Source organism: Streptomyces sp. A2-16, from assembly GCF_018128905.1.
Lineage (GTDB): Bacteria > Actinomycetota > Actinomycetes > Streptomycetales > Streptomycetaceae > Streptomyces.
Genome location: NZ_CP063808.1, coordinates 8896664 through 8922651 on the forward strand (window position 1 = coordinate 8896664; position 25988 = coordinate 8922651).

At 72.0% G+C, this 25988-nt stretch carries 26 protein-coding genes; 13 read left to right on the forward strand and 13 right to left on the reverse strand.

Annotated features, from left to right (window positions below; all coding sequences use genetic code 11):
• Positions 1 to 138 precede the first annotated feature (138 nt).
• On the forward strand, positions 139 to 1743 hold the full coding sequence (locus IOD14_RS39840; protein WP_212672835.1) for an RICIN domain-containing protein: 1605 nt from the start codon (positions 139 to 141) through the stop codon (positions 1741 to 1743).
• Between the two features lie 21 nt (positions 1744 to 1764).
• Here the strand turns inward: IOD14_RS39840 and IOD14_RS39845 are convergent, their stop codons facing one another.
• The 8 genes from IOD14_RS39845 to hutU all read right to left on the reverse strand — a co-directional run bounded on the left by IOD14_RS39845 (position 1765) and on the right by hutU (position 10102).
• Complete coding sequence (locus IOD14_RS39845; RefSeq protein WP_212672836.1) at positions 1765 to 2136, reverse strand: hypothetical protein; 372 nt, start codon at positions 2134 to 2136, stop codon at positions 1765 to 1767.
• The gene (locus IOD14_RS39850) at positions 2133 to 2396 is read right to left on the reverse strand and encodes a hypothetical protein (RefSeq protein WP_212672837.1); all 264 of its coding nucleotides are present in this window, start codon (positions 2394 to 2396) and stop codon (positions 2133 to 2135) included. The genes IOD14_RS39845 and IOD14_RS39850 overlap by 4 nt, the downstream gene beginning before the upstream one ends.
• A gap of 32 nt (positions 2397 to 2428) precedes the next feature.
• On the reverse strand, positions 2429 to 2833 hold the full coding sequence (locus IOD14_RS39855) for a hypothetical protein (RefSeq protein WP_212672838.1): 405 nt from the start codon (positions 2831 to 2833) through the stop codon (positions 2429 to 2431).
• A gap of 343 nt (positions 2834 to 3176) precedes the next feature.
• Positions 3177 to 4430 carry a DNA sulfur modification protein DndB gene (locus tag IOD14_RS39860; protein ID WP_212672839.1) on the reverse strand — a complete coding sequence of 418 codons (1254 nt, stop codon included), beginning with the start codon at positions 4428 to 4430 and terminating at the stop codon, positions 3177 to 3179.
• 119 nt (positions 4431 to 4549) lie between these two features.
• Positions 4550 to 5845, reverse strand: a complete 1296-nt coding sequence (gene hutI / locus IOD14_RS39865) for an imidazolonepropionase (RefSeq protein ID WP_212672840.1) — start codon at positions 5843 to 5845, stop codon at positions 4550 to 4552.
• Complete coding sequence (locus tag IOD14_RS39870; protein ID WP_212672841.1) at positions 5842 to 7179, reverse strand: formimidoylglutamate deiminase; 1338 nt, start codon at positions 7177 to 7179, stop codon at positions 5842 to 5844. Before IOD14_RS39870 ends, hutI begins: the two co-directional genes overlap by 4 nt.
• Positions 7176 to 8378, reverse strand: coding sequence for an allantoate amidohydrolase (locus tag IOD14_RS39875; protein WP_123992684.1), 1203 nt, complete (start codon positions 8376 to 8378; stop codon positions 7176 to 7178). The genes IOD14_RS39870 and IOD14_RS39875 overlap by 4 nt, the downstream gene beginning before the upstream one ends.
• A gap of 59 nt (positions 8379 to 8437) precedes the next feature.
• The gene (gene hutU, locus IOD14_RS39880; protein ID WP_123989746.1) at positions 8438 to 10102 is read right to left on the reverse strand and encodes a urocanate hydratase; all 1665 of its coding nucleotides are present in this window, start codon (positions 10100 to 10102) and stop codon (positions 8438 to 8440) included.
• 174 nt (positions 10103 to 10276) lie between these two features.
• On the opposite strand from hutU, the gene IOD14_RS39885 reads away from it, so the two are divergent.
• The 5 genes from IOD14_RS39885 (at position 10277) to IOD14_RS39905 (ending at position 14120) form a co-directional block, all read left to right on the forward strand.
• Entirely contained in the window at positions 10277 to 11650 is a 1374-nt protein-coding gene (locus IOD14_RS39885) for a diaminopimelate decarboxylase (RefSeq protein ID WP_123989747.1), read from the forward strand.
• A 169-nt stretch (positions 11651 to 11819) separates the two neighbouring features.
• Complete coding sequence (locus tag IOD14_RS39890; RefSeq protein ID WP_212672842.1) at positions 11820 to 12233, forward strand: hypothetical protein; 414 nt, start codon at positions 11820 to 11822, stop codon at positions 12231 to 12233.
• Complete coding sequence (locus tag IOD14_RS39895; protein WP_212672843.1) at positions 12230 to 13168, forward strand: hypothetical protein; 939 nt, start codon at positions 12230 to 12232, stop codon at positions 13166 to 13168. The genes IOD14_RS39890 and IOD14_RS39895 overlap by 4 nt, the downstream gene beginning before the upstream one ends.
• A gap of 34 nt (positions 13169 to 13202) precedes the next feature.
• The gene (locus IOD14_RS39900) at positions 13203 to 13724 is read left to right on the forward strand and encodes a roadblock/LC7 domain-containing protein (protein WP_123989749.1); all 522 of its coding nucleotides are present in this window, start codon (positions 13203 to 13205) and stop codon (positions 13722 to 13724) included.
• A gap of 21 nt (positions 13725 to 13745) precedes the next feature.
• Positions 13746 to 14120: a hypothetical protein gene (locus IOD14_RS39905; protein WP_123989750.1), complete on the forward strand. Its 375-nt coding sequence runs from the start codon at positions 13746 to 13748 to the stop codon at positions 14118 to 14120.
• Between the two features lie 43 nt (positions 14121 to 14163).
• Here IOD14_RS39905 and IOD14_RS39910 read toward each other — a convergent pair whose 3' ends face one another.
• The 3 genes from IOD14_RS39910 to IOD14_RS39920 form a co-directional block, all read right to left on the reverse strand.
• A complete protein-coding gene (locus IOD14_RS39910; RefSeq protein WP_249126183.1) occupies positions 14164 to 14757 on the reverse strand; it encodes a hypothetical protein in 594 nt (197 codons plus the stop codon).
• 99 nt (positions 14758 to 14856) lie between these two features.
• Positions 14857 to 15708, reverse strand: coding sequence for a MurR/RpiR family transcriptional regulator (locus IOD14_RS39915; protein WP_123989751.1), 852 nt, complete (start codon positions 15706 to 15708; stop codon positions 14857 to 14859).
• On the reverse strand, positions 15705 to 17225 hold the full coding sequence (locus tag IOD14_RS39920; RefSeq protein WP_212672844.1) for an aromatic amino acid ammonia-lyase: 1521 nt from the start codon (positions 17223 to 17225) through the stop codon (positions 15705 to 15707). Before IOD14_RS39920 ends, IOD14_RS39915 begins: the two co-directional genes overlap by 4 nt.
• A 141-nt stretch (positions 17226 to 17366) precedes the next feature.
• Here IOD14_RS39920 and IOD14_RS39925 point away from each other — a divergent pair, with 141 nt between their 5' ends.
• From IOD14_RS39925 to IOD14_RS39945, 5 genes are all read left to right on the forward strand, one after another.
• Positions 17367 to 18413, forward strand: coding sequence for an ATP-binding cassette domain-containing protein (locus IOD14_RS39925; protein WP_123989753.1), 1047 nt, complete (start codon positions 17367 to 17369; stop codon positions 18411 to 18413).
• The gene (locus tag IOD14_RS39930; RefSeq protein WP_123989754.1) at positions 18410 to 19051 is read left to right on the forward strand and encodes an ABC transporter permease; all 642 of its coding nucleotides are present in this window, start codon (positions 18410 to 18412) and stop codon (positions 19049 to 19051) included. Before IOD14_RS39925 ends, IOD14_RS39930 begins: the two co-directional genes overlap by 4 nt.
• A gap of 1 nt (position 19052) precedes the next feature.
• On the forward strand, positions 19053 to 19715 hold the full coding sequence (locus IOD14_RS39935) for an ABC transporter permease (protein WP_123989755.1): 663 nt from the start codon (positions 19053 to 19055) through the stop codon (positions 19713 to 19715).
• Between the two features lie 11 nt (positions 19716 to 19726).
• The gene (locus IOD14_RS39940; protein ID WP_212672845.1) at positions 19727 to 20665 is read left to right on the forward strand and encodes an ABC transporter substrate-binding protein; all 939 of its coding nucleotides are present in this window, start codon (positions 19727 to 19729) and stop codon (positions 20663 to 20665) included.
• A 76-nt stretch (positions 20666 to 20741) separates the two neighbouring features.
• The gene (locus IOD14_RS39945; protein ID WP_123989757.1) at positions 20742 to 21185 is read left to right on the forward strand and encodes a hypothetical protein; all 444 of its coding nucleotides are present in this window, start codon (positions 20742 to 20744) and stop codon (positions 21183 to 21185) included.
• An 8-nt stretch (positions 21186 to 21193) separates the two neighbouring features.
• Here IOD14_RS39945 and IOD14_RS39950 read toward each other — a convergent pair whose 3' ends face one another.
• Positions 21194 to 21958, reverse strand: coding sequence for an SDR family oxidoreductase (locus IOD14_RS39950; RefSeq protein ID WP_212672846.1), 765 nt, complete (start codon positions 21956 to 21958; stop codon positions 21194 to 21196).
• A gap of 151 nt (positions 21959 to 22109) precedes the next feature.
• Here IOD14_RS39950 and IOD14_RS39955 point away from each other — a divergent pair, with 151 nt between their 5' ends.
• Positions 22110 to 22964 carry a helix-turn-helix transcriptional regulator gene (locus IOD14_RS39955; RefSeq protein ID WP_212672847.1) on the forward strand — a complete coding sequence of 285 codons (855 nt, stop codon included), beginning with the start codon at positions 22110 to 22112 and terminating at the stop codon, positions 22962 to 22964.
• Between the two features lie 338 nt (positions 22965 to 23302).
• Here the strand turns inward: IOD14_RS39955 and IOD14_RS39960 are convergent, their stop codons facing one another.
• Complete coding sequence (locus tag IOD14_RS39960; protein WP_123989760.1) at positions 23303 to 24691, reverse strand: cystathionine beta-synthase; 1389 nt, start codon at positions 24689 to 24691, stop codon at positions 23303 to 23305.
• A gap of 162 nt (positions 24692 to 24853) precedes the next feature.
• Between IOD14_RS39960 and IOD14_RS39965 the strand changes: the two genes are divergently transcribed.
• Positions 24854 to 25885, forward strand: a complete 1032-nt coding sequence (locus tag IOD14_RS39965) for an SGNH/GDSL hydrolase family protein (RefSeq protein ID WP_123989761.1) — start codon at positions 24854 to 24856, stop codon at positions 25883 to 25885.
• The last annotated feature ends 103 nt before the right edge of the window (positions 25886 to 25988 follow it).

Here is a 25988-nt window from a genome sequence, read left to right on the forward strand (position 1 = left end):
GCCCGGTGTCCGGTGGGACACCGGGCACACGCGCGGGCGGGCCCCTCGTGTTACTCGGAGAAACCCTTTCCCCAACGGTTCGCTTCCCCCACTATGGTCCCTCACAGACTGGCCGGTACGTCAGGAGGAGGGTGCGCAATGGCGCGTGCCGACGGGGCCGGGGACGGTGTGCGCGCCGGAAATCACCACGACGCGTCCGACGCCCGGCTCACCCAGCTGCTGCGCGCCGACACGGGCACCGCGTACGCGGCCCTCCTCGAGCTCCGCGCCCGCCACCAGCCCTCGGTCCTCGCCTACGCCCGGCTGTGCACCGCCGGGGAGAGCGGCGCCCGGCAGCTGGCCGCGCAGACCTTCACCCTCGCGGCCCGGGAGACGGCCCGCGGGGTCGACCCCGGCGTCCCCTGGCGCCACCGGCTCCTGCTGCTGACGGCCCGGTCGGCGGCGGCCTGGGCCGGGGACGCGCGGGCGGCGGGCCTGGACCCGAACGTCCTCCTGCTCCTGAACACCGCGGGGCCCGGCGGCCCGGTGCCGCCCATGCTCACCGCCTTCGAGTCCCTGCCGGCCCGCACCCAGGGCCTCGTCTGGTACGGCCTGGTGGAGGCCGAGCCCGAGTCCCGCACCGCCGGCCACCTGGGCGTCACCCGCGAGGACGTGGTCTACGGCACGGAGGGGGCCCTGCAGGCCCTGGCCCGGGAATGTCTGCGACTGCGCCTCGCCGCCTCGGACGATCCCCAGTGCGCGGACTTCCGCCGCCTCATCGAGGAGTCCGTACGACCGGACAGCCCCCGCGCCAGCACCGACCTGCACACCCACATGAGCCACTGCCCGCACTGCGCGGCGGCCCACGCGGAGCTGTGCGCGCTGCGGGACACCCCGCGGGCGGCCCTGGCGGAGGGGCTGCTGCCGTGGGGCGGGACGGCGTACGCGGGGTCGCGGCAGGGCACGGGCGAGCCGGGGCCGGAGAAGGGCGCGGACGGACCGGGGGTGGGCCGGGGCGCGGGTGTGCCGGGGGCGGGGCGGCGTGCGATGTCGCGGGCGCCGTCGGGCACCTGGCCGCGGCCGCGTCGGCTCGTGCTGGCGTCGGCGGCGCTGGGGGTGGCACTGGCGCCGCTGCTGGTGTTCCTGGTGGCGCAGGGCGGCGAATCGTCCTCCGGGGCGGCGTCACCTCCGGCGTCCGCTCCGGGCGGCGGCGCGCTGCCGGGTCCGCCCCAGGTGACGGTGACGGCGACGCTCACGCCCTCCCCCTCGCCGTCCCGGTCCGCCACCAGCAGGCCGCCGTCGCCCTCGCCGTCGAGGAGCACGGCACCGCCGCGGAAGGCGAGCCCGCCCCCGTTCCGCGCGCCGGGCGGCGCCTACGCCCAGGTGGTCAACGTCTCCACGGCGCGCTGCCTGGACGTCTCCGGCGACTTCGACAACGGCGCGGACGTCGTCACGGCCCCCTGCTCCTCGGCCGGCTCCCAGCGCTGGCGTGTCGACACCGCGCGCGGAGTCCTCCAGTCCGCGGCCGACCCCGACTTCTGTCTCGACAGCCGCGGTGACGTCGACAAGGGCCTCGGCATCTGGTCCTGCGACTCGGTCGAGGGCGACAACGGCGACAACCTGCGCTTCACGGTCGACCCCGACGGGGTGATCCGCCCGGCGATCGCCATCGCGACGGGCCTGACGCCGGGAGGCGGGGGCGGGGTCTCACTGGAGCCGCTGACCGGGGGTGCGGAGCAGCGGTGGCGGGCGGGGGCGAGGTAACGGGGGCCCGTCGTCCTGCCGTTACGGCTTGCCGATGTCCACGACCCACACTCCCGTACCGTCATAGGCGTCCGGCGTCGCGGTCAGGATCTGCCCTTCGACAGTGCCGGAGGCGGCGGCGTAAACCGCGTGGCCGAACGGCCAGTCCAGACCGGCGGACACGACCTGTTCGACGGCAGCGGCCCCCGCAAAGTCGAGCGTCAGGAACTCCAAACCCGGCAGGGCTCCGACATGGGCTGCCACACCGGGCCGCTCCAGGCTGGCTGCGACGAGGCACAGGGCAGGAACATGCGCTCGCTGGGCCGGATCGTCGACCTCCACGACTGCCAGCCCTGACAGCAGCCGGTGCCCACGACAGAGGGCAAGGACCGCGGTGTGATCCAGAATGATCACCTACGACTCCCCACTTGGCCGGAGGCGATCGCCGCCCGCCAATCCTGTGCCTCCCGCACGTCGTCCTCGGTGAAGTCCTCGCGCAGGTGGGCGCGCACATAGGCCACCGCCCGAGCCGTCCGCTCGGCACGCTCGACCTCAGTGGGCGTGGCGGCGACAACCCGCTCGACGTATGCCCGCGTACTCAAGCCCCGCTCTTCTGCCAGCATGCGAAGGCGGTCCCTTATTGATTCGCTGATCTTGATCGTGGTGTCAGCCATAGACGGAGAATACATCTGAATACCTGAGTGGGTCAGCCCTTACGGCGAGTCCTGTACGCGTCGAGGTCCTTGAACGCCACTTCGATGGCGCGCTTTAGGTGGTTGCCCGCATGCATGCGCCGCTCCATCCGGGCCTCACGCTCTTCGACGGAATATTCGGTCGGCGCCGGCCCGGCCACCGCAAGGTACTTGGCAAGCCTCGACTCCAGTTCTCGCGCGCACAACTGCAGTGGCTGGGGCAGCCGGTCAGGAGCCAACTCAGCCTTCACCTGCAGATCACGCAAGGGCTTGAGGTCAACCTCCGACACCACTTGCCCAAGTACCCGATGCCCCTCCAGATTGATTTCGTCGACCAGTGCCTTGAAGTCACGCACTGCCTCAGCCGCCCGATCCTGGTAGCGATCGCCCCGCCCGATCCGGTGGATAAGCAGGGACAACGCCAGAGGGAGCAGGAGGGTTGCCGCCCAGGGTAGCCACCCTCCTGGCGGTGCCCCAGCGGCGAGATCGCCCCCGCTGATGGCCGATGAGGCGACCTGTAGGCCCACCTAATGCTCCTGTGCGTCCGAAAGAGGAGCCAAGGAGCCAATACGCACCTCCGTGGCTAGATAGTCGAAGACGATACCCAAGTACGCGCTTCTGCATGGCCGTTCGGCCGTCAGATCGTGAACCAGGAACGCTTCAAGGCATCTTTAGCGCTCCAGTGGCTCCCCCGCCCTGGAAAAGCACACCTACTGCGCGGACGACGAGCAAAGTGCGGGCCCCGCACTTGCTCTCATCCTGCTACGCGTCTTGGCCGAACCGGATCCATCGGTACCTCTCCGACTCCGGATCCTCCAGGGCCGTTGCCGTGCGCGAACCCGAATCCTTGACGCCCCCCGCCAGAGAGAAGGTTCCGTTACTGGTGCGCTTGCCGCAGATGCCGTCCCAGTACTTGGGGTCCCTGGCCCACTGGACACCCTTGAGTAGCTCCATGAGCTCGTTCAGACTCCGATGTGGAGCGGCGGCCCAGGGCATGGACCGGTGGGCGACGGCGCCCAGCGCGGCGAACACCGCTGGGGCCGCGATGACATGCCGGGTCCGGTCCGCGAAACAAAAGGCGAACTCGTCGAAGAGCAGGCCGAGGACCTCTGCGATGGACTCCTCGGCCTGCTCCCGGTCACAGTGCTGAGGCAGGTCATGGATCGATCCGCTCGTCCGCTCGAAGCCGGCTTTGCCGAAGATCGCAGTCACCACGAACGAACGCAGCGTGGACAAGGTCATCCATGCGTGGTCAGCGGCCTTCAGTTGTCGCTGCCGCACGGCGATCAGTTCCTCCAACAAGACCGCCTCGCCCGACTCGGGGTCCACGACGGACATCGTCGCCAGGAGTGCGTTCGCGATCTGGGTCGCCTTGTTCAGTGAGTCCGAGGCCAGGGCCACGTTCTTGTTGGGGACGACACCGAGCAGGTTGCGATCGTGGAAGATCTGCCTGGCTGCGCTCAGTTCGATGCCGTGGTAGATCTCCACTCCGACCGTCCGCCCGTTGACCTGCTGTGCCGTCACGCCGTAGGCGGCGGGGTCGTCCAGAAGCAAAAAGTGCGCCAGGTGCTGGGTCTCCGCATCGACCAGCACCCCGGTCACCGAGTACGGCAGATAGACCAGGTGATCGACGCCGAAGGGGCTCCTTGCCTTGACGGTGGTCAACTGATCGTCGGTCCACAGCGCAAAAGGCGGAGTCGCCCAGTGCTCGCCACGCTCACCCCGTATGACGTTCGCCAGGTAACGGGCATAGTCCTTGGCGTTCTCCGCCTTCTTCGTGGACTTGATGACGCGCTGCACCTGAGTACGCACATCGGCCTGTCGCTGCACCTCAGGGGAGAGAGCCTGGAGCACGCGCACGTTCTCCGAGAGCCGTGGATCGGGCACGATCTGCCGCAGCTTGCCCCAGGGCATGCTTGCCAGAAGCCGAGTAGGGCTCATTTGTAGGACTCGCAGTGGTTCGCCGAGCCCCGGGTCGATTTCGTCCACGTACTCTGCAGCCAGATGTTCGGCCACAGGCCGCCCCTCTCCACTCAACCGACGTCGAGGCCACGAGATGTCCGGCCCGGACCCGAATGACCCAAGCGTAGTCAACGTCAGTCAACTGCGGGGGGACTATGGGGCAACTGCGGGGATCACCCTGCTACACGCACGCCCTTCCGCCACACCCCGCTGACCAGCGGCACCCCCGGCCGGTACGCCAGGTGCACATGGCTCGGGGCGTCCAGGAGGATCAGGTCGGCCCGGGCGCCCGGGGTGAGGCGGCCGATGTCCTCGCGGCGCAGGGCGGCCGCTCCGCCCGCCGTGGCCGACCAGACCGCCTCGTCGGGGGTCATCCCCATGTCGCGCACCGCGAGGGCGACGCAGAAGGGGACGGAGGAGGTGAAGGAGGAGCCCGGGTTGCAGTCCGTGGACAGGGCGACGGTGACGCCGGCGTCCAGGAGGCGGCGGGCGTCCGGCCACTCGGCGCGCGTGGAGAACTCCGCGCCGGGCAGGAGCGTGGCGACCGTACGGCTGTTCGCCAGGGCGTCCACGTCCTCGGCGGTGAGGTGGGTGCAGTGGTCGGCGCTGGCCGCGTCGAGTTCCACCGCCAGCTGCACACCGGGGCCGTAGGAGAGCTGGTTGGCGTGGATGCGGGGGTGCAGGCCCTTCGCCCGGCCCGCCGTGAGGATCGCGCGGGCCTGGTCGCCGTCGAAGGCGCCCTTCTCGCAGAAGACGTCGATCCAGCGGGCGTACGGGGCGCAGGCGTCGAGCATCTCGCCGGTGACCAGCGCCACATAGGCGGCCGGGTCGTCGGCGTGGTCTGGCGACACGATGTGGGCGCCGAGGTAGGTGACCTCGTCGGTGTGGGCGGCGGCGATGCGCAGGGCGCGGGCCTCGTCCTCGACGGTCAGGCCGTAGCCGGACTTGGTCTCGAAGGTGGTCGTGCCCTGGCGGAGGGCCTCAGCGAGGTAGCGGGTGAGGTTGCGTTCGAGTTCGGCGTCCGTGGCGGCCCGGGTCGCGGCGACCGTCGTGCGGATGCCGCCCGCGCTGTAAGCCCGACCGGACATGCGGGCGTTGAACTCCTGGGTGCGGTCGCCCGCGAAGACGAGGTGGCTGTGGGAGTCGACGAAGCCGGGGAGGACCGCCCGGCCACCTGCGTCGACCCGATTGTCAGTGGCGGGTGCTTTGCTTTGATCACCGGTCCACACGACGCGGTCGCCCTCGATGGCGATCGCCGCGTCCTGGACCAGTCCGAGGGGGGATCCGTCACCTAGGGAGGGGTCGTTGGTGACCAGGGCGGCGATGTTGGTGATGAGCGTGCTTGCGGTGCTCGCGGAGTGGGCGGGGCTGACGTTCGTCGCGTTGCTCATGGCGTCCTCGGTGGCCTGGTCGGCGGTGGGGGCGGGTTCGGGGGCGGGCCGCCGCGGGGGCGGGCGGCCCGGAGTCATCCGTGCAGCGCCGCGACGGCGTCCGCGAGGGCTCTCGGCACATCCGGCACCAGCGCGTGCACCCCGTCCCGGACGACGTGCCGGCCTCCCACGACCGTGTGCGACACGTCCGCTGCCGACGCGGCGAATACGGCCGTCTCGGCCCCGAGCCGCGGAAGCGGCCCTGCCGTCCTGACCGAGTCGAGGGCGATGGTGGTGAAGTCGGCGAGCGCGCCGGGCTCCAGGGTGCCCGCGCCGTCCCAGCCGAGGGCCGCGTGGCCGTCGGCCGAGGCCGCCCGCAGGAGGGCCGCAGCCGTCCAGTGACCTCGTCTGCGGGTGCGCAGGCGCTCGTTGAGCTCCATCGCGCGTGCCTCTTCGAGGAGGTCGATGACGGCGTGGCTGTCGGAGCCGAGGGACAGCGGTGAGCCCGCCTGCTGGAGGGCCACGGCCGGTCCGATGCCGTCGGCGAGGTCCCGCTCGGTCGTCGGGCACATGCAGGTGCCGGTGCCGCTGCCACCGATCAGGGCGATGTCCTCGTCGGTGAGGTGGGTGTTGTGGACGCCGGTGGTGCGCGGCCCGAGGACACCGTGATCGGCGAGCAGCCGGGTCGGCGTGCAGCCGTGGGCGGCGCGGCAGGCGTCGTTCTCGGCGGTCTGCTCGGACAGGTGGACGTGGAGCGGGGCCCGCCGCTCCTCGGCCCAGCGCGCCACGGTCGCCAACTGCCCGGCGGGCACGGCCCGTACGGAGTGGATCGCCGCACCGATCCTCGCGTGATCCCGGTCCTTGAGAACTGAACAGCGTTCGGCCCAGGCCTGTGCGGTGCCGTCGGAGAAGCGCCGCTGATGGGTGTCGGGGGGCTGTCCGAAGCCGGAGGAGAGATAGGCGGTGTCGAGGAGGGTGATGCGGATGCCTGCTTCGGCGGCGGCCTCGATCAGCGCCTCGCCCATGGCGTTGGGGTCGGCGTAGGGGGTGCCGCCGGGGGCGTGGTGCAGGTAGTGGAACTCGCCGACCGCCGTGACCCCCGCCAGTGCCATCTCCGCGTAGACGGCACGGGCGAGGTCGCGGTAGGTGTCCGGGGTGAGCCGGTCGGCGGTGGCGTACATGACCTCGCGCCAGGTCCAGAAGGTCCCGGAGCCGACCTGGACGGTGGAGCGCAGGGCCCGGTGGAAGGCGTGCGAGTGGGTGTTGGCCAGGCCCGGGAGCGTCAGTCCGCGCAGGATCTCGGCGCCGGGGGGCGGGGCCTCGGTGCCGGTGCGGACGGTGGTGACGCGGCCGTCCGCCACGTCCAGCGCCACGCCCGGCTCGACGTGGGTGTCGAGCCAGGCGTGCTCCAGCCAGTACGTCTTCGCTGTCACCTGCAGGCCAGCCCTTCCAGTACGTCGGCGAGCGCGAGGACTCCGGCCACGCAGTCGTCCTCGGCGGCGAACTCCGCCGGGGAGTGCGAGACGCCGGTGGGGTTGCGCACGAACAGCATGGCGGTCGGGATGCTCCCGGAGAGGATCCCGGCGTCGTGTCCGGCGCCGGTCCCCAGGACGGGCACGGTGAGATCGGTGTCGGTGCCCAGGATGCGGGCGAGCTCGTCGCGCAGGGCGTGGTCGAACTCGACGACGGGGGTGAAGGACTCCCGGACGATGTCGAGGGCGATGCCGTGGGCGTCGGCGTACTCGCGGGCCGCCTTCTCGATGCCGCCGACCACCTGGTCGAGGCTCTCCTGGTCGGCGGCGCGGGAGTCGAGCCAGCCGCGCACCAGGGAGGGGATGGCGTTGACTCCGTTCGGCTCGACGGCGATCTTGCCGAAGGTGGCGACGGCACCGGCGAGTTCGGCCTCGCGGCGGGCCGCGAGCACGGTCTCGGCGTACGACAGCATGGGGTCGCGCCGGTCCACCAGGCGAGTGGTCCCGGCGTGGTTGGCCTCGCCCCGGAAGTCGAACCGCCAACGCCCGTGCGGCCAGATGGCACTGGCGATACCGACCCGGTCGCCGGAGAGGTCCAGCGCCCTGCCCTGCTCGACGTGGAGTTCGACGAAGGCGCCGATGCGGGCGAGCCGCTCGGGGTCGGCTCCGATGCCGTCGGGGTCGTAGCCGGCGGACTCCATGGCCCGTGGCAGCGTGACGCCGTCCCCGTCGGTCAGCCGGTGCGCCTGCTCGACGGTGAGCTGCCCCGCGGTGAGCCGGGACCCGACGCAGGCGAGCCCGAAGCGGGCGCCCTCCTCGTCACCGAAGTTGACGAGGGCGAGGGGCTTGGTGAACTCGGCCCGCCGCGCCCGGAGTTCGTCGAGCGCGGCGAAGGAGGACACGACTCCGAGGGGGCCGTCGAAGGCGCCCCCGTCGGGCACGGAGTCGAGGTGCGAGCCGGTGACGACGGCGTCCCCGGCCGTGGGGTCCCCGAGCCAGGCCCACTGGTTGCCGTTCCGGTCCACCTCGTAGGTCAGTCCGCGGGCTTCGGCCTGTTCCCTGAACCAGGCCCGGCACTCGGCGTCGGGCCCGGTCCAGGCGAAGCGGCGGTAGCCGTGGGATTCGGGGTGCCGGCCGATGGTGCGCAGCTCGCCCCACATGGCGTGGAAGGAGCGGCCCGACCCGGTTCCGGCCGGCGCCGAGGAGTTCCCGCAATCCGTCACGCCGAGTCACCTTCGCGCATCGGGACCCGCACGCCCCGCTCGTCGGCGACGGACTCCGCGATGTCGTACCCGGCGTCCACGTGCCGGATGACGCCCATGCCGGGGTCGTTGGTCAGCACCCGCCGGACCTTCTCGCCCGCCAGCTTGGTGCCGTCGGCCACGGAGACCTGGCCTGCGTGGATGGACCGCCCCATGCCGACGCCGCCGCCGTGGTGCAGGGACACCCAGGAGGCGCCCGAGGCCACGTTGACCATGGCGTTCAGCAGCGGCCAGTCCGCGATCGCGTCGGACCCGTCGAGCATGGCCTCGGTCTCGCGGTACGGGGAGGCGACGGAGCCGCAGTCGAGGTGGTCGCGCCCGATCGCCAGCGGTGCCGCGAGCTCGCCGCTCGCCACCATGTCGTTGAAGCGCTCGCCGGCCTTGTCGCGCTCGCCGTAGCCGAGCCAGCAGATCCGGGCGGGGAGGCCCTGGAAGTGGACCCGTTCCCCGGCCATCTTGATCCAGCGGGCGAGGGACTCGTTCTCGGGGAAGAGCTCCAGGATCGCCTTGTCGGTCTTGGCGATGTCGGAGGCCTCACCGGACAGCGCGGCCCAGCGGAAGGGGCCCTTGCCCTCGCAGAACAGCGGCCGGATGTAGGCGGGCACGAACCCGGGGAAGGCGAACGCCCGCTCGTACCCGGCGAGCTGGGCCTCGCCGCGGATGGAGTTGCCGTAGTCGAAGACCTCGGCGCCGGCGTCCATGAAGCCGACCATGGCCTCGACGTGGCGGGCCATCGACTCGCGGGCCCGGGTGGTGAAGCCCGCCGGGTCCTTGGCGGCGGCGTCGGCCATGTCCTCGAAGGCGATGCCCGTCGGCAGGTAGGCCAGCGGGTCGTGCGCCGAGGTCTGGTCGGTGACGATGTCGATGGGCGCGCCTTCGGCGAGCATGCGCGGCAGCAGCTCGGCGGCGTTGCCCAGCAGGCCGATGGAGAGCGGGCGGCGGGCGTCCCGGGCCTCGACGGCGAGCTGGAGGGCGTGCTCCAGGCTGTCGGCCTTCACGTCCAGGTAGCGGTGCTCGATGCGGCGCTCGATGGCGCGCGGGTCGCAGTCGATACAGATCGCCACACCGTCGTTCATGGTGACCGCGAGGGGCTGGGCGCCGCCCATGCCGCCGAGGCCGGCGGTGAGGGTGATCGTGCCGGCGAGGGTGCCGTTGAACTTCTTCGCGGCGACGGCGGAGAAGGTCTCGTAGGTGCCCTGGAGGATGCCCTGGGTGCCGATGTAGATCCAGGAACCGGCGGTCATCTGGCCGTACATGGTCAGGCCGAGGGCCTCCAGGCGGCGGAACTCCTCCCAGTTGGCCCAGTCGCCGACGAGGTTGGAGTTGGCGATCAGGACACGCGGGGCCCACTCGTGGGTCTGCATGACGCCGACCGGGCGGCCGGACTGGACCAGCATGGTCTCGTCCTGCTTGAGGGTGCGCAGGGTGCGGACCATGGCGTCGAAGGAGCGCCAGTCGCGGGCGGCCTTGCCGGTGCCGCCGTAGACGACGAGCTTGTCGGGGTGTTCGGCGACCTCGGGGTCCAGGTTGTTCTGCAGCATCCGCAGGGCGGCTTCCTGCTGCCATCCCAGGGCGCTCAGTTCCGTACCGCGCGGCGCTCGTACGGGGCGGGGTCCTGACATGGTCTGCCTCCTGGGGACTGTGCCGCGGATGGCCGCGTGCCGGTTGTTGCTGCCGATATTCACATCCTGGCTTTCTGAATAGAACTAGTCAATACGTTCTCGCGTCAGCGTCGGTGGGGCAGGGATGTTTCGCTGGACATCCGAGGCGCGGGTGGCAAGGAGGACGGGGACGTGATGGACGAGTACGACAGCACCGGTGAAGGGCGGGCCGCCCGCCGGGACGAGGCGGTGCGGGCGGCCGTGGAGCAGGGTCTGCTGGGGCCGGACTCCCCCGTCGTCGGGCTTCTCGACGTCACCGGCATCCGGGAGTCGGCGGCGGAGCTGCGCGCGGCCTTCGACGAGGTCACCGCGCCGGGTACCCCGGTGCTGCACGCGTTCGCGGTGAAGGCCGCCCCGCTCGTGCCGGTGCTGAGGCTGCTGCGCGAGGAGGGCATCGGCGCGGAGGTGGCGAGCCCGGGCGAACTCGCGCTGGCGCGCGCCGCGGGGCTGCCACCGGCCTTGACCGTGCTCGACTCGCCCGCCAAGACACCGGCCGAGCTCAGGGAGGCGCTGGCGCTGGGGATCGCCGTCAACGCGGACAACCCGCAGGAGCTGGACCGCATCGACGCCCTGATGCGTTCGGCCGTCAGCCGCTCCCCGCTGGGGATCCGGGTCAATCCGCAGATCGGCGGCGGTTCCATCGGCTCGACCTCCACGGCCACGGCCACCTCGAAGTTCGGGGTGGCGCTGCGGGACGAGGGGGCGCGCGAGTGGGTCGTGCGGGCCTTCCTCGACCGGCCCTGGCTGAACCGGCTGCACGCGCACACCGGCTCGCAGGGCATCCCGCTCTCCCTGATGATCCAGGGAGTCGCGGAGACGTACGCGCTGGCCGAGGAGATCAACCGGAGCATCGGGCGGCCGCAGATCGACACGATCGACATAGGCGGCGGGCTGCCGGTGAACTTCGCCTCGGACGTGACGGCACCGACGTACCGGGAGTACGCGCGGGCGCTCAGGGAGGCGGTGCCGGGGCTGTTCGACGGGCGGTACGGGCTGGTCACCGAGTTCGGCCGGTCGCTGCTGGCCAAGCACGGCACGATCGTGGCGCGGGTGGAGTACGCCAAGAGCGCGGGCGGGCGGCCGGTCGCGGTGACGCACGCGGGTGTGCAGGTGGCGACGCGGACGGTGTACGTGCCGGGGTCGTGGCCGCTGAGGATCGCGGCGTACGACGGCAAGGGGCGCCCCAAGAGCGGGCCCGAGGTGGTGCAGGACGTGGCCGGACCGGCCTGTTTCGCGGGCGACCTGCTGGCCGAGGGGCGCGCGCTGCCGCTTCTGGAGCAGGGGGACCACGCGGCGGCGCTGGACACGGGCGCGTACTACTTCGCGCACCACTACGCGTACAACTCGCTGGCCCGGCCGGGCATCTACGGCTTCGTCCCCGACCCGCAGGCGGGAGGGGTTCGCTTCGCGACCGTGCGGGATCCCCAGACGATCGCCTCGATCGTGGCCGAATCCGGAGGGGCGCACGTCGGTGCGCTCACCACCCTGCACGCGCCCGGGAGCCATTGACACGCACCGACGGATCGAGTGATCAATGTGCCCGTGAACAAGGCAAGTTGACCCACTCTAGCCACCCTGAGCATGTTCCACCGGAAAATGCCAGATCCCTCACCCCTCGCGCACACGTTGCGTAGTTTCGGCGTCACTCAGCCGAACCCCAGGCGGGAGGGGAGCCACGGTGCAGGGAATCGACGAGTGCCTGCTGGAAGCCATGCGGCTGCCGGGTGCGCGGGGGGCCGCGCTGGTCGACTGGACGAGCGGGCTGGCCCTGGGCGCCGTGGGGGAATCCCCCGGCGGCGACCAGGAGGCGGCCGCCGCGGAGGCCGCCGAGCTCGCCCGGCTCGCCGCCGAGCAGCGCGCCTTCGCCTCCGAGAGCCAGGCCGCCGAGGAGGGGGACGCCGGGGACGAACCGGACCCTCCGGTCGAGGACCTCATCCTCAGCAACCGGGACAGCTACCACGTCCTCAGGTTCGTGCCGACGTCCTTCGACAGCAGCGTGTTCCTGCACCTGTGGCTGGCCCGCGCGGAGGGCAACCTCGCGCTGGCCCGGATCCGGCTCGGTGAGATGGCCGGACGGCTGGAGCTCGGATGACGACGGTCCGCACCACGCCCGCCACCCCGCCGCCCCGGCTGCCGGTGCGCGACAAGGCGGCCGCCCTGGACCGCGGCTGGGGCGGGGTCTCGCCGATGCTGACCCGGCTGGCCGCCGAGCGCGCCACCGGTGTCCTGGTGCGCGAGCGCGGCACCCTGCACCTCGCCGACGGCAAGGTGGTGCACGCCGAGAGTCCGGCCGCTCCCGGCGCCGACGTCCTGCTCGCCGCGCACGGCACGCTGGACGCCGACGTGTGGCGGCAGGCCCTGGCCGAGAGCATCGCGAGCACCGGGAGCGCCGGTACCGGGGTGCGCCGCCTGACCGGCGCCGAGGCCGTGCACCGGGCGGGCCGCCGGCTGGTCGCGGGCGGGCTGCTCACCCCGGGCGCCCTGGAGATGTGCCGGCTGACCGCGCTGTACGACGCCGCCTACTTCGCCCTCTCCCCGAGCAGCACCCCGGGCCGCTTCCGCTACGGCTCCGAGGACGGACCGGTCGAGCCCGCAGACGAGCCCGACGGCCCCGGCCACACCCCCGGCGTCCCGCACCCCGTCCCGGTCGCGGACCTGGAGCGGGAGACCCTGCGCCGCCGGGACCTGCTCCACCACATCTGGCCCGACGCCCTGCCCGACGAGGTGCCGCTGACCCGTGAGTACCGCCCCGCGCCCCCGCTGCTCCCGGCCCGGCGACAGGCCGTGCTGGCCCGCGTCGACGGTGTCCGCACGGCGTCGGAGATCGCCCGCGAGCTGGGCCGCCCGGCCTTCCACACCCTGGTGGACGTACGGCGGCTGGTGGCGGCCGGAGTGGTATCGCCCCGCCCGCCGGTGTCCCTCACCGACCCTCGGACCGGACCGCCGGGCGAGGGTTCCCCCCTGGAGCCCGTCGATCCCCACGTCACCTTGCTGAAGAGGCTCAGGGATGCGCTGGAGGCCCTTTGAGCGGCAGCGGACCCGCGCCGAGAGGAGAGACCTGATGGCAGCAGCTCAGGACGCGATCCTGGAGGAGCTGCGCCGGCTCAGAGCCCGGGTGCCACAACTCACCGGCGCTCTCGCGGCCGACACGGACGGTCTCGTCCTGGCCCAGGACACCCCGGGCGTCGACCCGGAGACGGTGGCCGCGCTCACCGGGGCCACCCGGACGCTCGCCGTCCAGCTGGCCGACGAGACCGGCCAGGGAGACCTGCGCGAACTCCTCGTACGGGGCGTGTACGGCTACGTCGCCACGTACCCGGCGGGCGCCGGGGCCGTCGTCACGCTGCTCGCGCAGGACCGGGTCAACGTCGGCCGCCTCCATCTGGAGGGCCGGCGGGCGGGGGCCCGAATCGGGGAGCTCGTCGCCAGCGCGGCCACCGAGCCCGCACAAGCCATCGCGAAGGCGCCCGCGAAACCCGCTCCGGCCCGCGCCAGAGCGGCCCGCACGTCCCGGGCCAAGCCCGTGGACACCCGCGCCGCGGCCACCGCACCGACGGCGGCCCGCACCACCACCGAAAGTTGAGAGAACCGAGGAGACACAGTCATGGCCAACACCGAAACAGCACTGAAGGAGGCCCTCGCCTCCATCGAGGGCGCGACCGGCGTCGCCCTCGTCGACTACACCAGCGGCATGGCGCTCGGCACCATGGGCGGCAGCAAGGGCTTCGACCTGAACGTGGCCGCCGCCGGCAACACCGACGTGGTCCGCGCCAAGATGCGCACGATGGAGCACCTCGGGCTCAAGGGGCAGATCGAGGACATCCTGATCACCCTGTCCGACCAGTACCACCTGATCCGTCTGATCAGTGGACGCGGGGGCAACGGCCTCTTCCTCTACCTGGTCCTGGACGCCAAGCGGTCCAACCTCGCCATGGCCCGCCACCAGCTGCGGTCCATCGAGAACGACCTGGAGGTGTGACCCCGGACCACCCGCTCCACCCGTTCCACCGGAACCACCCGTTCTAGACGAGTGTCGTGGTGCGGCGGCGCGCGCCTCCAGGGGCCGCGTCGCCCGCCGCGATTCCCGTGCTGCGGTACGCCTTGACCGCCTTGCCGGCCGGGCGTCCGCCGTTCGCGGCGAGCCAGTCCACCCGCACCCACAGGAGCGCGTCCCCGTCCCGCTCGCGCCGCCCGAGCCAGGCGGCCTTGAGCGCGAGGCCCGTACCGCACCCGGCGAGCAGCAGGCCGCCCGCGACGGGCACGGCGAAGTTGCAGCCCAGGGCGACCAGCCAGGCCGACAGCAGCCACCAGCGGTGTCCGCGGCGCCAGTTGCGCACGCTGACCGCGCGGTCCTGGAGCACGTCGTGCTTCCCGGCCCGGGCGGCGACCCGTCCCAGCGTGGTGTACCGCCTGCGGCGGCCGTACGACACCACGGCCACCGCGACGACGAACAGCGCGGCGCCCGCCATCACCCCGATCCGGCGGCCGGTCAGCCCCGGAATCAGCAGCCCGACGCCCGCCGCGAGCACTCCGAGCCACCACAGGGGTGCGGCCCCGGCGCGCACGACGACGGCCACCCGAGCCAGCCCCTGAGCCCTGCGATCTGCGCGTGCCACGTCCTGCCTCCTTGTCGTCCCGGCACAGTCCTGCTGGGCGGGGAGGCTAGTGGGCGAACGTGAGACGAGTCTGAAAAAACGCCGCCGGGAGGAGGCCGGCTACTCCACGAAGAGTCCTCGTGCCGCCGCCCGCGCGTCGAACTCCTCGAGGCGGGCCTGCGCGTCCGGCAGGTCGTCGCACATCGCCTCCAGCAGCACCCGGCCCAGGAGCATCGGCGCGCAGGCGGTGTCGAAGGCGAGCCCGGTGCCGACGGCGGCGGGCAGCAGGAGGTCGGAGACCTTGGCGACCGGCGCGAAGGCGGAGTCGGCGACCGTGACGACGGTCAGCCCCGCCTCCTTGGCGTAGGCGAGGGTGTCCACGACCTCGCGCGGATGCCGGGGCAGCGCGAAGCACAGCAGGGCCGAGGCGCCCGCGCGGACGGCGGCGTCGATGCGGTCGTGGATCATCGTGCCGCCCTCGTGGAGCAGCCGTACGTCCGGATGGACCTTGGCGGCGAAGTACGCGAAGCCGTAGGCCTGGGAGGCGGCGGCCCGCAGGCCGAGCACCGGCAGGGGGCGGGAGGCCGCGAGCAGCCGGCCGGCCTTCTGCACCGGGCGGGGGTCGGCGAGGACCTCCGCCAGATGCCTGAGGTTCTCGATCTCGGCCTCGACGGCCTGCTGGTACTCGTTGTACGAGGCCGAGTCCGCCGTCTGCTCGGCCGGCGCGACCTCGCGCAGGTGCCTGCGCAGCGCGGGGTAGCCGTCGAAGCCGAGGGCGACGGCGAAGCGGGTGACGGAGGGCTGGCTGACCCCGGCGAGCTCGGCCAGCTCCACGCTGGACAGGAACGGCACGTCGGCTGCCCTGCGCACCATGCTGTGCGCGATGCGCCGCTGGGTCGGCGTGAGCCGGTGCCCCTCGAACAGTGTCTGAAGCCGTCCCGCGGGAGTGTCCGCCACACCCATGTCGCTCATGCCTCGATCCCCCTCCAGATGTCCGTGAACCGGTCGAGCAGTGCGGCCGCCGCCGTCACGTCGCCCGTGAGCGGCCGGTCGGCCGTGTCCTCCTCCAGCACCGCCTCGGCGAGTTCCAGCGCGCGGCCCACCGGCAGTTCCGGGTCGGGCCGCAGGTCGCGCTGGCGCAGCGCCCGTACGGCGGCGACGAGTTCGCAGCCGACGACGAGACGGTACGCGCCGCACGCGCGCAGTGTCTGACGGGCGGCGAGCGAGGCGAAGCTGGCCTGTTCCTCGACGCCTCGGGAGAGTACAGCGTGCCCGAGGGAGGCGGGCGCGGAGAAGGCCCGCAGGTCGCCGAGGGCGGCTCCGGCGGCGTACTCCAGGATCATCACGCCGGAGGAGGCGGGCTCCGGGTCGGCGAGGAAGGGCCTGAGGCGGGTGAAGGCGGGCTCGTTGAGCGTGGAGAGCCGGGATGTGGACAGGCGCGCGACCTGGGTGAGGGCGAGCCTGAAGTGGTCCAGGGCGAGGGCGAGTTGGGCCTGGTAGAAGCCGCCGTGGTGGTAGGCGGCCATGTCCTCGGGGGAGATGAGGGGGTTCTCGGCGGCCGCGTTGATCTCGATCGCGAGGACCTCCTCCAGGGCGTCGGCGGCGTCATGGGCGGGGCCGTGGATCTGGGGCAGGCACCGGAAGCCGTACGGGTCCTGGATGCGGCCGAGCGGTGGGGTGGGCCGGTCCTCGGCGCCGATCAGTTTCCGCATCCGCCGGGCCACTTCGGCGGAGCCACGGTGCGGGCGGGCGGTGTGCACGGGGGCGGCGTACGCCTCGTGCGAGCCGTCCACGGCCAGCAGGGAGAGCGCCCCGACGACCTGCGTGGCCTCGATCAGGCCGCGCAGTTCGTGCAGGGCGAGGGCGGCCTGTCCGAGGGTGAGGGCGTTGCTGCTGATGAAGGCGAGGGCGTCGTTGTTGTCGAGGGGCTGGGGCCGGGGTGCGCCGACGACGCCCCGCCACGGGTGTTCCCCGGTGAGCGCCAGCCCCGCCTGGGCCAGCGCCGCGATGTCCCCGGTGCCGACCGAACCGAACTCGTTGACGACCGGGTACGCCCCGTTCTCCAGCGCCTCGCACAGGGCGGTCACCACCGTCGGCCGCAGCCCGGCCCCGCCCGCGAGGAGCTGGTTGGTGCGGACCGCGAGCATCGCGCGGACCTGTCGGGCCGGGAGTTCCTCACCAATGGCGCCGGCGTGGCTGCGCAGCAGCCGCAGTCCGTGCTCGGCGGCCGCGTCGGTGGGTACGTCCTCGTTCCGGTTGGCGCCCACTCCGGTCGAGCGGCCGTAGACGCGTCCGGTCGCGGCGATCTGGCGGGCGGCGTCCCAGGACTCCGTCACGCGCTTCATCGCCTCGGTCCCGGGCACCGGTCGCGCGCTTCCGTCGGCGAGACGGGTGACGTCCGCGACACCGAGTCCGATCCCGTCGAGGACCACCAGACCGGTGTGCCCGGTGGCGACGGGATCCGGCGTGTCCACGATCCGAGACGACATAGAGCCCAAACTCCCCTCAATGCGGACACTTGATCTTGCTTGTCGGTCATCAGTTACCTCGGATTAACACCGAACCGTTGACAACCTATTCAGCTACCAAGAACTCTGCATGACGTTATACAGCCGGGCAAGGGACATCTCATGATCCAGTTCGACGCGGTCCACAAGCGCTTCCCCAACGGCACGACAGCCGTGCACGACCTGACCCTCGACATGCCGGAAGGCGGCGTGACCGTCCTCGTCGGATCCTCCGGTTGCGGCAAGACGACCACCCTCAGGATGATCAACCGGATGGTCGAACCGACCTCCGGCACCATCAAGGTCGGCGGCAAGGACGTCACCGACCAGGACGCGGCCGAACTGCGCCGCTCCATCGGCTACGTCATCCAGCAGTCGGGCCTCTTCCCGCACCGCACGGTGCTGGACAACATCGCCACCGTCCCGCTGCTGCTCGGCCACGGCCGCAAGAAGGCCCGGGCCCGGGCGGCGGAACTGCTGGAGACCGTAGGCCTGAGCGCCGAGGCCGGCAAGCGGTACCCGCACCAGCTCTCCGGCGGCCAGCAGCAGCGCGTCGGCGTCGCCCGCGCCCTCGCCGCCGACCCGCCGGTGCTGCTCATGGACGAACCCTTCGGCGCGGTCGACCCGGTGGTGCGCACCCAGCTCCAGGACGAACTGCTCAGACTCCAGAAGGAGTTGAACAAGACCATCGTCTTCGTCACGCACGACGTCGACGAGGCCGTCCGGCTCGGCGACCGCATCGCGATCTTCCGCACCGGCGGCCACCTCGTCCAGTGCGCCCCGCCCGCCGAACTCCTCGCCCGCCCCGCCGACGACTTCGTGGCCGACTTCCTCGGCGCCGAGCGCGGCCTGAAGCTCCTCTCGCTGAAGTCCCTCGCCGAGGTCCCCCAGGGCCCGGCCCCGGACGGCGGCGCCTGGACCCTCGTACGCGACGAAGCCGGAAAGCCGACGCACTGGCGCTCGGCGGAAGGCGCGGAAGCCCTCGACATCCCCCTGCGGCCGCTCGGGGACGGCGACTCGCTGCTCGCCGCCCTCGACGAGTCGGTGGCCTCCCCCACCGGCCTGGTCGCCCGCGTCGACGCCGACGGCGTCCTGACCGGGGTCACCTCCCGCGACGACATCCACCGGCACGCGGGCCTGGCGCACACGGAAGCCCGGGTGGCCGCATGACCATCGACTGGTCGTGGATCTCCGGCCACACCGACGACCTGACCACCCTCACGGTCTCCCACCTCCAGGCGGCCCTCAGCGCCGTTTTCCTCGGCCTGCTGATCAGCCTGCCCCTGGCCGTGGTCGCCCACCGGATCCGCCCTCTGCGCGGATTCCTGCTCGGGCTCTCGAACGTCCTGTTCACGATCCCGTCCATCGCGATCTTCGTGCTCCTGCTGCCGGTCAGCGGCCTGACCAGGACCACGACCGTGATCGGCCTGACCGTCTACACCCTGGTCGTCCTGCTGCGGAACACCGTCGAGGGCCTCGACTCGGTCCCCGCGAGGACGAAGGAGGCGGCGAAGGCCATGGGCACCCGGCCCCTGCGCACCCTCCTCACCGTGGAACTCCCCCTCGCGCTCCCCGTGATCATGGCGGGTGTGCGGATCGCGACCGTCATGTCGATCTCCCTCGTCTCGGTCGCCACCTACATCGGCGACGGCGGCCTCGGCCAGCTCTTCACCGACGGCTTCCAGCGCGACTTCCCGACCCCGGTGATCGTGGGCGTGGTCCTCACGCTCCTGCTCGCCGTGGTCGCGGACGCCCTGCTGGTGGCCCTCCAGTACGTCCTGACCCCCTGGCGGCGGAGGCGAGCCTGACATGTACGAACTCATCAAGAACCTCGGCTCCTGGCTGACCAGCGGCTCCCAGTGGGCCGGCACCGACGGCATCGCCCACCGGCTCGCCGAACACCTCCAGTACTCGCTCCTGGCGACCCTCGTCGCCGCCGCGATCGGCCTGCCCCTCGGCCTGCTGATCGGCCACACCGGCAAGGGCGCCTTCGTCGCGATCAACCTCGCGTCCTTCGGCCGCGCCCTGCCCACCGTCGGCCTGGTCGTGCTGGTCTTCCTCGCCGGCGGCCTGTCCATGCTCCCGGTCTACGTCGCCCTCGTCGCCCTCGCGGTCCCGGCGATCGTCACCAACACCTACGCCGGCATGACCGCCGTCGACCCCGATGTCAAGGACGCCGCCCGCGGCCAGGGCATGCGCGGCCACCAGGTCCTGTTCCAGGTCGAGCTGCCCCTCGCGCTCCCCCTGATCATGACCGGCCTGCGCCTGGCACTGATCCAGGTCGTCGCCACCGCAACCATCGCCGCCTACGTCTCCTTCGGGGGCCTGGGCCGCTACGTCTTCGACGGCCTCGCCCAGCGCGACCTCGTGCAGGTCCTCGGCGGGGCGGTGCTGGTCGCCGTGATCGCCGTCGCCCTCGACCTGCTGCTCTCCGGCCTCCAGCGCTTCCTCTTCCGCCACCGCACTGCCTAAGGACCCCTCCGATGAACCGTCGCACCCTCCTCGGCGCCCTCGCCGGAGCAGCCGTCACCGTCCCCGCCCTCTCCGCCTGCTCCAGCGGCATCACCTCGCTCGACGGCGGCGGCACCACCTCCGGCGGCAGCGGCTCCAGCAAGGGCGGAGTCACCATCGGCACCGCCAACTTCACCGAGAACCAGGTCCTCGGCTACCTGTACGCGGCCGTGCTCCAGCAGGCCGGCGTCAAGGTGAAGGTCCGCCCCAACCTCGGCACCCGCGAGATCGTGATCCCCGCCCTCAAGGCGGGCGACATCGACCTCCTTCCCGAGTACCAGGGCGCCCTCCTCAACTACCTCGCCCCCAAGGACGCCTCCGCCGAGCCCGGCACCATGCAGAACGCCCTCACCCTGGCCCTGCCCACCGGCCTCCAGGTCCTCCCGTACGGCCAGGCGGCCGACTCCGACTGCTTCGTCGTCACCCGCGCCACCGCGAAGAAGTACGGTCTCGTCACCCTCGCCGACCTCGCCAAGCGGAACGGCGAGCTGGTCATCGGCGCAGCGCCCGAGGTGAAGAAGCGCCGGGTGGGCGCGGTCGGCCTCAAGGACGTGTACGGCGTCGAGTTCAAGGAGTTCAAGTCCCTCGACTCGGACGGCCCGCTCGTCAAGGGCGCCCTGAAGAAGGGCGACGTGGACGTGGCGAACCTCTTCACCACCGACACCGACATCGCCGCCAACGACTGGGTGGTGCTGACCGACCCCAAGAACCTCATCCCCAGCCAGCACATCGTCCCTCTCATCGCCGACCGCAAGGCCGACGACACCGTCCGCAAGGCCCTCGCCCGCCTCGGAAACATCCTCACCACCGCCCAGCTCACCCAGCTCAACAGCCAGGTGGACAACGACAAGAAGGACCCCGAGGACGTGGCGAACGCCTACGCGAAGCAGCACGGACTGACCACGGGCTGACCTGGGAGGGGCCCCCGCCGCAACAGGGGGGCTAACCCCAGTGCAGCGGGCCCTCCGGCTGCCTACCGTGGGTTCCATGACCGGAATGGACGCGCGGGACCCCGAACTCAAGAAGGAACTCGACGCCACCCTGCAGGCCCGCAGGGAACTGGGCGAGGAGTACGAGTCCGCGCTGGTCGACTCGTTCCTGGAGAAGGTCGACCAGCGGATCGACGGCGCCGTGGACCGACGGCTGCGCCGGCAGCTCGCCGAGCAGCAGATGGTGACGGCCCGCAGCGCCCGCTCGCCCAGGCCCACCGACTCCTTCGGCGAACGCTTCGGCTTCGGCATCGTCTCCCTGGTGCTGGCGATCCCGCTCTCCGGGATCGGCGCCGGCGTCGCCCACCTGCCCGGCCTGCTGGTCACCTGGCTCGGCATCGTCGGCGTCAACGCCTTCCAGGCCCTGCGCCTCAACCCCGACCTCTTCCGCGGCGGCCGGCGCACCGGGCCGACCTCCCAGGACAGCGACTGGGAGGGCTGACCCGGCGCTCACACCTGCGCGGTCGGCAGCACCATGACCTGGCGCAGGTTGACGTGCCGGGGCCGGCTGGTGACGTAGGCGACGAGGTCGGCGAGCTCTGCGGCCGCCAGCGCGCCCATCGCCTCGAACATCCCGCCGATCTGCTCCCGCAGCCCGTCGTTGTCGATGTGCGTGGCCAGTTCGGTCTCCGTCAGCCCCGGCTCGATGTTGGTCACCCGCACACCCCGCGGCCCGAACTCGTTGCGCAGCAGCGCCGAGAGATGGGTGACGGCGGCCTTCGTCGCCCCGTACACGGCGTAGTTGGTGAAGCCGGTGATGTGCGCGCCGATGGAGGAGACGTTGACCAGGTCCGCGCTGCGCCCCTGCTCGGCCGCCTCGTACAGGTCGCCGGCGAACGCGCCGATGATCCGCAGGACACCGGTGACATTGGTGTCGATCATCCGCTGCCACTCGTCGACGCGGGCGTCCGCGATCGGGTTCGGCAGCATCACCCCGGCGTTGTTCACCACCAGGTCGACGCTCCCGTAGGCCGCGTGGACGCTCTCCACGGCGGCCGCCACGGACGCGTCGTCGGTGACGTCGGCGACCACCGCCAGCGCCTGTCCGCCGTCGGCCCGGATCTTCCCGGCCACCGCGTCCAGCCGCTCACCGCGGCGCGCGAGCAGCGCGACCCGGGCTCCCTGCGCGGCCAGCAGCACGGCGACCGCCTCACCGATCCCGCTCGCGGCCCCGGTGACGACCGCGGTACGCCCTGAAAGGTTCTCGTACGACATGGAGTTGCTCCTCGGATGGGATGTCCGCCGGGGTGCTGTCCCCGGCCTCGTTCTCACCCTGCGCCGGTCTCGCGGCCCTACCCAGGGATGTGTTTTTCCTGGGTCTGGCAGTACCAGGTTCCGCGGCCCCGGCTCCCCTATGCTCGACCGCATGGACGGGGACCTCGGAGATTTCCTGCGCTCGCGTCGCGCTCGCATCCAGCCGGAGGAAGTGGGGCTGCCCTCGCACGGCCGGCGCCGGGTGCCCGGGCTGCGCCGCGAGGAGGTGGCGCAGCTGGCCGGAGTGAGCGTGGACTACTACATCCGGCTGGAACAGGGCCGGGGTCCCGGGAGCACCTCCCGGACGAAGTCCGCGGGAGTGTCGGACGCCGTCCTGGACGCCATCGCCCGTGTGCTGCGTCTGGACGAGACTGAGCACGCCTATCTGCACGCCGTGGCCCGGCCGCCCAAGACGGCCGAGCGCAGGCGCTCCGCGCCCCGCGTCCGTCCCGGGATCCAGCTGCTGCTCGACAGCATGGAGCGCACCCCGGCCTTCGTCCTCGGCCCCGCCATGGACGTCCTGGCCTGGAACGCCCTGGCCGACGCCGTGCTCGGGTTCAGCCGCATCGCCCCCGCCCACCGCAACACCGCGCTTCAGCTCTTCCTCGACCCCGGGACCCACGACCTGTACCCGGACTGGGCCGCGGTCGCCGCGCAGACCGTCGCCCACCTGCGGCTGGGCGCCGGCTCCCACCCCGAGGACCGGCGACTGCGCGAGGTCGTCGGGGAACTCTCCCTGAAGAGCGAGGACTTCCGCCGACTGTGGGCCGACCACCAGGTCAAGGCGTGCATGTACGGCGTCAAACGGGTCCGGCACCCGCTGGCGGGCCTGCTGACCCTGCCGTACGAATCCCTGGTCCTGCCGGAGACCCCGGACCGGACGCTCGTGGCATATACCCCGGAACCGGGCTCGGAGACCGCGGAGAGGCTGACGCTGCTGGGCAGTTGGGCCAGTACGGGCGCCTAGGAAGAGCCTGGAAAGAGATGTGCGCGGGGACCGCCGCACCCCCGTTACCGGGGGGCGGGACGACGGCGGTCCCCGCGAAGGACGTCGACCGGGTCAGGCCGGGTCTCACGTCCGGCGTCCATGGAGGTCCGGGAGCCGCTCCGGAGGTCCTTGGACGTTCGGCGTCGGCCGGGGCGGGGAGCCGCTCCCGCCCTGCCGACACCCACTACTGTGCCGAACCCGTGTTAAGCGTGTGCTGCGCGGACGTGACGCCCTCGTACCAGTTCCGCGAAGTCCACCCATTCGGTAGGAAACCGCAAGTCCGCCGCCGGCACCCCGGGTTCACCGGACGTTCACCGCTACTTCCCGCCCTTGGCGAGGAAGGCCAGCAGGTCCTGGCGGCTGATGACGCCGGTGGGCTTGCCCTCCACGAGGACGATGGCCGCGTCCGCCCGGCCCAGGACCGACATCAGGTCGCCGACCGGCTCGCCGGAGCCGACCTGGGGCAGCGGCGGTGACATGTGCTTCTCCAGCGGGTCCTCCAGCGAGGCCCGCTGGGCGAACAGGGCGTCGAGCAGCTCGCGTTCGACGACCGAGCCGACGACCTCCGCGGCCATCACGTCCGGGTGACCGGCGCCCGGCTTGACGATCGGCATCTGCGAGACGCCGTACTCCCGCAGGACCTCGATGGCCTCGCCGACCGTCTCGTCGGGGTGCATGTGGACGAGGGAGGGGATGGCTCCGTGCACCTTGTCGTTCAGGACGTCGGCGACTCGGGCGCTGGGGCCCTCGTCCTCCAGGAAGCCGTAGTCGGCCATCCACTCGTCGTTGAAGATCTTCGAGAGGTACCCGCGTCCGCTGTCCGGGAGCAGGACCACGACGACGCCGTTCTCGTCGAGGCGCTCGGCGACCCGCAGGGCCGCGACGACGGCCATGCCGCAGGAGCCGCCCACCAGGAGGCCCTCCTCCTTGGCGAGGCGGCGGGTCATCTGGAAGGAGTCCTTGTCGGAGACCGCGACGATCTCGTCGGCGACGGTCCGGTCGTAGGCGGTCGGCCAGAAGTCCTCACCGACGCCCTCGACGAGGTACGGCCGTCCCGAGCCGCCGGAGTACACCGAGCCCTCCGGGTCGGCGCCGACGACCTGGACCTTGCCGTCGCTGGCGTCCTTCAGGTACCGGCCGGTGCCGGAGATGGTGCCGCCGGTGCCGACGCCCGCCACGAAGTGGGTGATCCTCCCCTCCGTCTGCTCCCACAGCTCCGGGCCGGTGGAGTGGTAGTGGGAGAGCGGGTTGTTGGGGTTGGAGTACTGGTCGGGCTTCCACGCGCCGGGCGTCTCGCGGACCAGCCGGTCGGAGACGTTGTAGTAGGAGTCCGGGTGCTCGGGGTCCACGGCGGTCGGGCAGACGACGACCTCGGCACCGTAGGCCCGCAGGACGTTGATCTTGTCCGTCGAGACCTTGTCGGGGCACACGAAGATGCACTTGTACCCCTTCTGCTGCGCCACGATGGCGAGCCCGACCCCGGTGTTGCCGCTGGTCGGCTCGACGATGGTGCCCCCGGGCTTCAGTGCGCCGCTCTCCTCCGCCGCCTCGATCATGCGCAGGGCGATGCGGTCCTTCACGGAGCCGCCGGGGTTGAAGTACTCGACCTTGGCCAGGACGGTCGCCTTGATGCCCTTGGTCACGCTGTTGAGCCTCACCAGCGGGGTGTTGCCGACGAGGCTGATCATCGAGTCGTGGAATTGCACCGTTGTCTCCGGATGCTTGCAAAAGAAGTGGTCCTAGTGGTCCAGCCAGCCTATGGCCTGTTCGGGCGCCATGACGGCCGATCACTCCCCGTTGGGATTGGGCCACGGTCCGTGCGGGGCAAGGAGTGGGTGTAGCGGGTACGACGGAGGTGGCGGCAACGTATGACGAGCATGTCGAGGGCGAGGGTGGCCCGTCGGATCGCGGCCGGCGCGGCGTACGGCGGCGGCGGGATCGGCCTGGTCGGCGCGGCGGCCATGGGTCTGCTGCTGGCGGAGGTGCGGCTGGCGAGACGGCAGGTGGGCAACGGCACGACGCCGCACGTCCCGCAGGCCGAGGGCCGGTACGGCCATGTCTACGCCGCCCTCGGTGATCCGCCGCTGCGCCTGACGATGCTGGGCGACTCCACGGCCGCGGGCCAGGGGGTGCACCGGGCGGGCCAGACACCGGGCGCGCTGCTGGCGTCCGGGCTGGCGGCGGTGGCGGAGCGCCCGGTCGAACTCCGCAATGTGGCTCTGCCCGGGGCCACCTCGGACGATCTGGAGCGTCAGGTGGCGCTGACGCTCTCGGATCCCGACCTGGTCCCGGACGTCTGCGTGATCATGATCGGTGCGAACGACGTGACGCACCGGATGCCGGCGACGCGTTCGGTGCGCCATCTGTCCTCGGCGGTACGGCGGCTGCGCACGGCCGGTGCCGAGGTCGTGGTCGGCACCTGTCCCGACCTGGGCACGATCGAGCCGGTGCAACAGCCGTTGCGGTGGCTGGCCCGCCGGGCCTCGCGTCAGTTGGCGGCGGCGCAGACGATCGGCGCGGTGGAGCAGGGCGGTCGCACGGTGTCGCTGGGCGACCTGCTGGGCCCGGAGTTCGAGGCGAATCCGCGCGAGCTGTTCGGCCCCGACCACTACCACCCCTCGGCGGAGGGCTACGCGACGGCCGCGATGGCGGTGCTGCCGACGGTCTGTGCGGCCCTGAGCCTGTGGCCGGCCGACGAGGACCGCCCGGACATCTCCCGCCGCGAGGGTTTCCTACCGGTGGCGCGTGCGGCGGCGGAAGCCGCGTCGGAGGCGGGCACCGAAGTCGCGGCCGCGATGCCCACGGGCCCGACAGGCCCGTGGGCCCTGCTGAAGCGGCGACGCAGGCGCCGGGTCAAGGAGGCAGAACCGTCACCCACCAGCACGACGGGCGCCCAGTGACGAGCACGGGGCCGGAGACGCCCTGCCCGACGGGCGCGCGGTGACGAATGCCGGGCCGGAGACGGGCGTGCCGTCAACGGCGTCGGTTCGGGGACTCCCAGCC